Genomic DNA, 9,858 nt, shown 5'->3' on the forward strand with positions numbered 1-9,858 from the left:
ATGAGAATCCTGATGGCCAAAAGCATATTTCAGTGACATCTTAACCTGTTACATGGATTCCCTCAACAATGAGGGGTGCTGTTACAAAGTCTCCAACCTGTCTTATCTCAAGGTCAGTGGATGAGACATTCTTCATGAGGTCGAATATGTTGCCAGATAACATTGCCTTCTTCACAGGCGTGAATTCGCCATCCTCCAAAAGGAAAGCGTTGTTGGCCTCAACCGAGAATTCACCTGAGATGGGATTTGCTGTGTGGGCACCCAGCACATCAGTCACGTATATCCCGCTGAAATCATCAAGTGGAACCTCATCCCCAAATTCAAGGACGAAGTTTGTGGTTGAAACCACGGGTATGTCAGAGTAGCCTCGCAGCCCGTTACCTGTGCTCTCACATGAGCCCTTGGATGCGGTGTAGATGCTGTGGATGTAGCCCTCAAGGACTCCATCGGCAACGAGGAGTGTTCTCTGGGATGGTGTGCCCTCCCCATCAAAGGGTGATGAGCCAAGGCCTCCCCTCAGTGTACCATCATCGTATATGCTGAGGTCAGGGGATGTTATCTCAGTGCCGATCCTATCAGCAAGGATGGACCTCCCCCTCTGAACGTTATCTGCACTGAATGCCGCGGCAAATGTGCCGAGCAACCCTGCAGCTGCATGGTAATCCAGTACAGCTGACCTCCTTCCGCTCTCAACATTTTCACCGCCAAGTGAATCCCTCGCTATCCTGGATGCCCTTCCAGCTATCCATTCCGGGTCTATGTCCATGCTGCATGATGAATCAGACTCATATGCCGTCGTCCTGGACCCATTTTTCTCTGCATTCACCGATATGTATGCTGAGAACCCTGTTGACCTTGATGAAGCCTCAACACCCTCCGAGTTCATGATGAATGTTTCGACCATGGATGCTGAAAAACCGCCGCTTGTTGGTCTGCATCCCTCATCAAGTGTTTTATCAACCATGACCTCTGCGATGCTGGTAGATTCCTCAACGTCCAGTTCCAGGAATGATGTGTCAAAGATCCCCTTCACAGTGGGGTAGCTGGCCGGCTCTGAGAACCCAAAATTTTCATCTGGATCGGCAAGCCTGAGATTCTCTGTGGCCATTTTAACGGCTCGCTGGAGATTCGATGGATCTGAGGTGTATGCAAAGCCCATCCTGCCCCCCTTCAGTACCCTTATACCTATACCTGTCATGGATTCTATCTTCCCAAAGTCTATGAGGTCCCTCTGAACCTGCACCTCAAATGCATGCTCCCTTTCAATGTAGACCTCAGCCATTTCAGAGTTTCTTAAGGCCAGCTTAAGGGCCTTTTCAGCAAAATCCAACATCAGATATCCACCCCAGCAAATTTATGGATAGCCTCCCTAACTCCATCACCATATTCCCCTGAAGTCACATAATCTGCCATTTCCCTGAGCTCAGGGTCTGCATTTCCAACCGCCACGCAGAAACCCGCCCTTTCAAGGAATTCAATATCGTTCTCACTGTCCCCTATCGCCATGACATCAGACATTTCAATCCCCATTGACTCTGCCACAAGTTTCAGGGAAGAGCCCTTATTCACCTGGGGGTCTGTAAGGTGCACTGCAAATCCCGTGTCATAGACCTCAACATCAAATCCCTCAAGGGACTTCCTGATGACCTGAACAGGGATTTCCCTGGTGATTGCCACCTCAGATAATCGAAGATCAGAGAACTGGACCTTCCTGACAGGGTAAATCTTCCTAAGATAATTGTAAGCGGTTTCTGCCTTTTTAATATCACCCAGGACCCTCATATCCCCATCAGAGTATATCACGCCGCCATTTTCAGCCACAACACCACCACTTGTCCCTATAAGGACGGATGTTGCCATTGCAAAGCACAGGACATTCCCTGTCACGATTATGACAGGTAATCCTTTTCTTTCAGCACCTCTGAGGGCCCTGAGAGCGCTGATGCACAGTTTTCTGGTGCTGTCGGTTATAGTGCCGTCTATGTCAACTGCAATGGCCCTCATCACTGCACCCTGAATGAACTGTAGCGGTAGGCTATGTTGCAGGTCCCCTCCCTTGAAACCATACAGGCCCCCACAGGGTTTGTGGGCGTGCACTGGGTCTTAAAGAGTGAGCATTCCTCCGGCCTTGCAACGCCCCTCAGTATTGCGCCGCATATGCAGCCAGTGGGCACCTCAACGGCGTCAGCAACATCAATATCAAATTTTTCCCTTGCATCGAACTCTGAAAATTCATCCCTGATCTCATATACAGATTCAGGTATGACAGGAAATCCCCTCCACTCCCTCTCGGTTATGCGGAAAACCTCATCCATCGCCTGCTGGGCCTTTATGTTACCCTCAGGTTTCACCGCCCTCCTATATTCATTCTCAACCTTTGCCTCGCCCCTTTCGATCTGCCTGAGTATCATGTACACTGCCATGAGTATGTCAAGGGGGTTGAATCCTGCTATGACCTGAGGTATTCCGTAGTCCCGTGAGAAGGGCTCATAGGGTTTCATGCCGATTATGGTTGATACATGGCCCGGCTCTATGAGGGCGTTGAGGTTAACCTCCCCTGATTCTATGAGGAATTTGAGTGCTGGGGGTATCAGCCTGTGGCAGGACAGGACTGAAAAGTTCTCTGGTGGGCCTGACAGTATCTCCGATGCTGTTGTTGGTGCGGTGGTCTCAAAGCCTGCCGCCATAAAGACGACCTCCCTGTCAAGTTTTCTCGCTATATCCACCGCATTTCCCACACCGTAGACTATCCTGACATCGGCGCCTTCGGCCCTGGCATCTGCAAGTGAACCCTCCGAACCAGGAACACGGAGCATGTCACCGAATGTTGTGATCGTAACGCCCTGCCTTGCAAGTTCTATGCACTCGTCTATCTCACGGGCAGGTACGCAGCAGACAGGGCACCCCGGCCCGGCCACCACCTCAACCTCGTCCGGGAGTAGTGATCTTACTCCATGCTGCATTATAGTGTGTTCATGTGAACCGCAGACGTGCATTATCTTAACAGGACGTGATATCTCATGTATCCTTGAAACCAGTTCCCTTGAAAGATTTTTCATAGGCTACCACCACATTACATTTAAGGTCTATTTATCATGATCCATATATATAACTGGCAGCCAATGGATAGTTAGGGAGGGGATTATTAATCATGTCACCTATCATCCTAATATTAATCTTCTGCGCCTCATTAATTGGTGTTATAAGATCCGCGGACATCTTTGTGGACAGGATCGTTGATATCGGGAGGGCGCTTGGAATATCACAGATAATACTTGGAGTTACGGTTGCAGCTGCGGGGACATCTCTTCCTGAGTTCGGGTCCGCCATGATCTCTGTCCTTACAGGTAGCCCTGAACTCGGTGTGGGTGTGGTGATAGGTTCGAACATATGGAACATCGCGGGTATCATAGGGATATCTGCCATTCTCTCCTGTGCTGTTACAACAAACAGGGATGAGATCCGGAGGGATGGACTATTCGGGCTTCTCAGCATCCTGATACTTTCATCTTTCATGCTCATGGGGGCCATTGGCCCTCTTACAGGTGCCGTTCTCCTCAGCATCTATGGTGTTTACCTTTTAATTCTTATAAAGAAGCAGAGGAAATATTACGCGAGCCACCTCATAGAGGGTGGTGACGCTGGCTGGAAGACCATTGTAACTGCAGTTTTAAGTTTCTTCGGGCTTGTGGTGTTCTGCAGGGTACTGGTTTACAGCGCAGTTGAAATTACCGCGGTTCTCCATATTCCTGAGATGATAGTCGGCCTTTTTGCCCTTGCCATCGGGACAAGCCTTGCTGAACTTGTTGTAGCCGTTAACTCCGCAAGGAAGCATATGTGCAGCCTCTCACTGGGCACGGTACTTGGGAGTAACATATTCAATATCCTCATAGGCATAGGGATTCCATCATTATTCGTGAAAATCCCTGTTGAGCCCCTCTTAGTTGTGCTTGATGCCCCCATTTTGATAGTTGTGACAGTTATTGTAATGTACTTCATGTGGACGGATATGGAGCTTAGAAGAGTTGAAGGAGTCGTGCTTCTCATTATATACATAATCTATGCTGCCTTAAGAATAGCAATCACAAGTTGAATAAAAAAATAAAAGGAAAGGGTTTATTTTCTCCTGGATATCGCTGAACCTGCTGCCACAAGAAGCATTCCTGCAATAAGTGCAGTTAAAGGTGCTCCTGTTGGCTTCATTGGTACAGTTCCCGGTCCTGGTGATGGTCCCGGAGATGGGCCTGGACCTGGTGATGGTTCAACATCGATCTCCACATCTGTGGTGTTGTTGCCTCCGCTTGAACCTGAGCTCACGGTTGCAACGTTCACGAATGTGCCGCGCCTTATGAGCTGGACCACGATGTCAAGGACTGCGCTTGAGCCTGCTGGGAGGTCGCCTACCATCCAGACACCAGTTGCAGGGTTGTATGAACCCCTGGTGGCGTTTGATGATATGTACCTCATGGCATCTGGCAGCCTGTCGGTAACCATTGTGTTGAGTGCTGTGTCGGGTCCATTGTTGGTTACTGTTATGGTGAACCTTACGTTCTGACCGATGCGCACAGCCCTTCTATCCACTGTCTTGTTAATGGTGAGCTCTGCCCTTGGGTTAACAGTTACAGTGGCATTGGCGCTTGTATCAGGATTCGGGTTGTAGGTATCCGCCGTCACATCCGCAATGTTAATGAGAGTGGTGTTACTCACAGCAACCCCCGCAACAATCTCAAGCGTTGCAACAGCATCCTTAACCACTGAACCCACAATCCAGGCACCAGTCACACTGTCATAGGTACCCTGACTAGCAACATGGCTCAGATACACAAGACCAGCCGGAAGCAGATCCGTGACAACAACACCCACCGCAGTGTCAGGCCCGTCATTCCTCACTGAAACCGTAAACCTCACAGTATCAGTGAAGTTAGCAACAGTCGCATTGACCACCTTATCAATCACCAGATAAGCAGCCGCAGGCACCCTAACCGTAACCTCAGCAGTATTGTTCTCAGGGTAAGGATCAAACTCCTCACCCACAGCAAGAACCCTGTTTACAACCTCACCAGTTGTATTCACAAGAACAGTGAAGTTCAGAGTCGCTGATGAACCAGGCGCAAGATCCCCAACTATCCATATGCATGCAAGTGGGTAGCATACTCCCTGTGATATCGCATGTGATAGGTAGACAAGTCCCGCTGGTAGTCTCTCTGTCAGTGTGATCCCTGTTGCATTATCCGGTCCATTGTTCATGACAGTCACATAGAAGGTTATCTGATCACCAAAGTTCGGTGTGCTGTTACTAACCGTCTTGGTGACTGAAACATCCGCAGATGGTTTCACAGTGAGTACCGCTGTGGCATTGTTGTTTGAAATATATGGATCATACTGGTCTGCTGATGCATTCACATAGTTGGTGAAGATACCAGCAGCATTTGCAAGTACCTCAAGTACCAAGGTTGCTGATGACCCATTTGCGAGGTTGCCCACTGTCCATACGCCGCCAGCGAAGGTTCCCTGTGATGCTTCTGAACTCACAATTGTGAGTGCTGCCGGTAGTATATCGGTTACTGCAACACCTGTTGCGTCGTTTGGTCCGTTATTTGTAACGGTAACAGTGAAGTTGGTGCTCTGTCCATTGTTGATGGGTGTTAAAAGGACTGTCTTCTGAACTGCGATGTCTGCAAGTGGACGTCCGTTAATTACAGCTGCTGCGTAGTTGTTGGTCATGTCAGGATCATATTCGGTTGCTGTTACTGAGACTGTGTTTATGAGTTCACCTGTTGCGTTAACAAGGGCCGTCAGGTTGAGTGTCTCTGAGGCGCCAGGTGCAAGTGAATCAACAGTCCAGACATAGAACTCTGGGAAGTAAACCCCTGCAGACGCCACATGGGACTGGTATACAAGGCCTGCTGGCAGTCCGTCAACCGTCCTAACAACAGTGGCAGTGTCCGGCCCAAGGTTCGTTACCGTGATGTAAAACACGACGGTTTCACCAAAGTCCGGTGCGGTGTTGCTCACGGTCTTGGTGATCTTAACATCCGCTGATGGCCTCACATCGACTGTGACTGCATCAACATTGTCCTGTGGCATTGGGTCAGGAAGTTCTGATGATACATTGACGATGTTTGTCTGGAATCCCGCCTGGGTTGCCCTCACAAAGAGTGTGAGTGTTGCCTGGAATAGGGCTGGAAGTGATCCCACATTCCATGTGCCTGTTGCCTCACTGAAGGTTCCCTGGGTAACCGTGTATGATATGATGGATAAACCTGCCGGGAGAAGATCCGTTACAACAACGTTTGATGGCGTATCGGGTCCTGCGTTCCTTACGGTTACTGTGAAGGTTGCTGTTTCCCCGTTGTTTATAACGGGTCTGTCGACGGTCTTCTGGATGCTGAGGTCAGCTGATACTGCATTAAGGACTGATATGGCATTATTGTTGGTCCTATCCGGGTCGTATTCATTACCGGTCACTGAGACCGTGTTATTTGAATCTCCCGTGGTGTTAACAAGGACCGTGAGGTTCATCAGGGCTGATGCGGCATAGTTAAGTGTTCCTATGGTCCATATCCCTGTTAATGGGTCATATGAACCCTGTGTAACCGTGTGACTGAGGTAGACGAGTCCAGGTGACAGTATATCAGTCACTGTTACTCCCGTGGCTGTGCTTGGACCCAGATTTGTAACTCCAACTATGAAAGTCACATTGGAGCCAAAGTTGGGCCTCGGGTTATTCACGTTCTTTACGATGCGGAGATCAGCCACAGGAATTCCACGGACATCCAGTGTCACGTTGTTGTTGTCAGGGTTCGGGTCAAAGTTCGGTGATGTTACATTTGCAAAGTTTGTTAAGATGCCAGTGGCGTTGACCTTCGCGAGTATGGTGAGTGTTGCCACCTCAAGGTAGTTGAGTGTCCCCACGTACCATGTTCCCATGGTATAGACGCCCTTGGATGGTGTTGCACTGACCAGTATGAGCCCAGCGGGTAGAATATCCTCCACCACAACCCCCGGTGCATTATCAGGACCCCTGTTGCTCACTGTGATTGTGTACTGGATTGTCTCACCCACGTAGGGTTCAGGATTGTTCACGGACTTGTCAATGGTGAGGTCTGATGCTGGTGGAGAATTCAGTGTTGCTGATGCATAGTTGTTTGCCATGTTGGGGTCAAACACATCACTTGTTACATTTGCATTGTTGACGATTGTTCCTGTTGCTTCAACTGTGGCTGTGATGTTGAGTGTCACCGTTTCAAAGTAGTCGAGGTTTCCTATGGTCCAGATGCCCGTGTTATTATCATAGGTCCCCTTTGATGCCGTTGCTGATACGAACTGTAGCCCTGCTGGAAGTTTGTCAACCACATAAACCCCGGTGGCGTTGTTGGGTCCGTAATTTACAACCGTTATCGTGAACTTAACCGTGTCCCCGATGTTGGGTGTTGCATTGTCAACAGCCTTTGCTATGGCAAGGTCTGCCTTCTCTACGGCCCTTATGGTTATGTTCTCACCGAAGTCTGAGTTGTAGTGGTAACTTGAACCGCTCCTGTCTGTTATAAGGCCAAAGAGCCTTGTTACGCCAGCACCAGTCACGTTGAAGAGCCAGACTGATACAAAGTTTGTCTGACCAGGTGAGTCGAGGCGTACATTGTTGCTGGTGTTGGGACCATATGTTACCGTTACATTCAGCGGCTGAAGAATGGCCGGGTTGTAGTTTGTAAGTGGAAGGTTAACAACATTATAGGTGGCTGAAGCCGTCTTTGATACAACGGTGACAGCGATCACATCCCCTATGGCTGGTGTGGGATTGCTCACGGTTATGGAGACCACATCGTTACGGTTCTGTGATACAAGTTTCTCCACGTATAGTGTACCATTTATAGTGTCTGCTGATCCGGTATTGGTACCACCAACCGTTACTGTGTAGTTAATTGATGTTAGATATGCGGCGGTATTTCTTGAAACCTCCACGAGGTAGAACACGTCTACAGTGGCCCCTGGAGCTATATCACCAATGTACTTGTTTGGGGTCTCATTTGTAGCCAGATAAATGTATAGATTGGTTGAAGTGAATGTTAAATTTGCCGTTACATTGTTTGCAGTTGTCAGGGCATCGTTCCTAACCCTGATCTGGATCAGGTACTGGTTTGGCCCGACATTAACATTGTTGTGGTCAAGTCCAATGATATCCCATGACCCCTTTGTCAGGTTGAGTGATCCAAGCCTGAAGTCAGCTCTTGCCATACCTGATTCATCAAGGGCCACAGTCTTTGATGGTATCACATGCCCTGGAGCAACCGCTGAGACCACAAATGTTCTATCAGGTGACTTGAAGCTTACAGAATAGGCCCCATCAGGACCTGTTACACCTGAAGCAACATTAGAGCCATTCAAAGACGCCACATTTATAACTGCACCCTCAAATGGTTCGGTACTGTTACAGTATGTCACCGTACCGGTGATAACTGAATTCGAGTCGGTCTGGTTGTCAGTGTCTGCAGCGCTTGCAGTTCCAACTGCAACCATTAGAAGAAGAATCGCTAGTGTCAGTGTAAATTTTCTCATTTTTCACCCCCCTTTAATTTTTTTACACAAACTCTTTTATGTAAGCCATTGTATTTATAATGTTCTAAATGATTTCAGTATTACATGAAAATCCTTAAAGTATGGCCTCAGGGCGTAACTGAAGAAAAATTGGCGAAAAGCTCGTATTTTGATTTCATGATATATATGGTCACACCAAAATCCGACGATTTTGCATGAATACTTATATAATAAAAGTGAACACATATTTATGAAATCTGTACTTCTCCTTGGAAGGGGGCTCTCAGAGTACACCGACATGTTCAACCTTAAAGATGATGAACTTGCAGGGAAGAGGATACTTGACTGTGCCGCAGGTGTGAGTTCCTTCAGGAGTGAAATGAATAGAAAGGGTTTTGATGTAACTGCAGTTGACCCAATCTACAGTAGAAAACCAGATGAACTCGAAGCCCTGGCAGAAGAGAGTTTCAAGAGGCACAGAAGATTCCATGGTGATTTCCTCAGTGGAATTAAGGTTAAGGGCGTGCCACTTGAAGATTACAGGAGGACCGTGTTCAGGGAGTTCCTGAGTGACTACAGGAAAGACCCTGCAGGTTACATTGCAGGGGAGCTGCCACATCTACCATTCAGTAACCTGCAGTTTGATCTTGTCCTCTCTGCAAATCTTCTCTTCCTCTATGAGGAGAAACTGAGTTACAGGTTCCATGTTGAGGCGGTGCGTGAGATGTTGAGGGTGGGGCGAGAGATGAGGATATTTCCAGTTACCAACATTCACAGAAGAAGGAGGTCCATATACCTTCAGGGGATAATTGAGGAATTTGCTGATCATGAAATACTTATCCAGCGCGTCCCATACCATGAGGAGACCGGCTGTAATGAAATGTTGATTATAAAATCAATTGATAGTTGATGATTATGGGAGGTGTTTCTGTGAGAAGAGTTACCATCACTGCTTTAATTGTGGCGATTGTTTTTGTCGGCTCTGTGGCCTTCAGTGGATCTTCCTATGGCCTTATATCTCCCTCAAAGGCCATTAAGGTTGTTAAAAAATCCGTTCCCGGGGATTACAGTAAGTTAAAGTTGAAGGCGAAACTGATAAAGAAGCCCCAAAAGTACATATCAGGTTTTAATACGAGGGGGAAGATTGTCCGCCTTAGAATTAAGAGGCCTGTCTACCATGTCCTGGTGTATGACTGGAATCCCTCCAGTCCCACCTACAAAATGGTAATTGGTGAGGCATGGGTTGACGCTGTAAGTGGAAGGTTTCTCTGTGGGGCTGGATGAGCCCTCATTTTTTATTCGTTATAGCTATATATTACGAAA

At 48.0% G+C, this 9,858-nt stretch carries 7 protein-coding genes; 3 read left to right on the plus strand and 4 right to left on the minus strand.

Annotation, left to right across the window (positions count from 1 at the left end; genetic code table 11):
* Nucleotides 1-40: 40 nt before the first annotated feature.
* The 3 genes from QFX39_RS02330 to hypD are packed head-to-tail and all read right to left on the minus strand — an operon-like array spanning nucleotide 41 to nucleotide 3,059.
* Nucleotides 41-1,333: a TldD/PmbA family protein gene (locus tag QFX39_RS02330; protein ID WP_300477093.1), complete on the minus strand. Its 1,293-nt coding sequence runs from the start codon at nucleotides 1,331-1,333 to the stop codon at nucleotides 41-43.
* Nucleotides 1,333-2,004, minus strand: coding sequence for a phosphoglycolate phosphatase (locus QFX39_RS02335; RefSeq protein ID WP_300477095.1), 672 nt, complete (start codon nucleotides 2,002-2,004; stop codon nucleotides 1,333-1,335). The genes QFX39_RS02330 and QFX39_RS02335 overlap by 1 nt, the downstream gene beginning before the upstream one ends.
* On the minus strand, nucleotides 2,004-3,059 hold the full coding sequence (gene hypD / locus QFX39_RS02340) for a hydrogenase formation protein HypD (protein WP_300477097.1): 1,056 nt from the start codon (nucleotides 3,057-3,059) through the stop codon (nucleotides 2,004-2,006). Before hypD ends, QFX39_RS02335 begins: the two co-directional genes overlap by 1 nt.
* Before the next feature lie 92 nt (nucleotides 3,060-3,151).
* Here hypD and QFX39_RS02345 point away from each other — a divergent pair, with 92 nt between their 5' ends.
* The gene (locus QFX39_RS02345) at nucleotides 3,152-4,093 is read left to right on the plus strand and encodes a calcium/sodium antiporter (protein ID WP_300477099.1); all 942 of its coding nucleotides are present in this window, start codon (nucleotides 3,152-3,154) and stop codon (nucleotides 4,091-4,093) included.
* Between the two features lie 23 nt (nucleotides 4,094-4,116).
* On the opposite strand, the gene QFX39_RS02350 is transcribed toward QFX39_RS02345, so the two are convergent.
* Complete coding sequence (locus tag QFX39_RS02350; RefSeq protein WP_300477100.1) at nucleotides 4,117-8,556, minus strand: DUF11 domain-containing protein; 4,440 nt, start codon at nucleotides 8,554-8,556, stop codon at nucleotides 4,117-4,119.
* A gap of 229 nt (nucleotides 8,557-8,785) precedes the next feature.
* On the opposite strand from QFX39_RS02350, the gene QFX39_RS02355 reads away from it, so the two are divergent.
* Both QFX39_RS02355 and QFX39_RS02360 read left to right on the plus strand, forming a co-directional pair.
* A complete protein-coding gene (locus QFX39_RS02355) occupies nucleotides 8,786-9,445 on the plus strand; it encodes a hypothetical protein (RefSeq protein ID WP_300477102.1) in 660 nt (219 codons plus the stop codon).
* Between the two features lie 20 nt (nucleotides 9,446-9,465).
* Nucleotides 9,466-9,819 (plus strand): hypothetical protein, encoded by a 354-nt coding sequence (locus QFX39_RS02360; protein WP_300477105.1) that lies wholly within the window; start codon nucleotides 9,466-9,468, stop codon nucleotides 9,817-9,819.
* Nucleotides 9,820-9,858: the final 39 nt, after the last annotated feature.

It is taken from the genome of Methanothermobacter sp., assembly GCF_030055425.1.
Taxonomy (GTDB): domain Archaea; phylum Methanobacteriota; class Methanobacteria; order Methanobacteriales; family Methanothermobacteraceae; genus Methanothermobacter.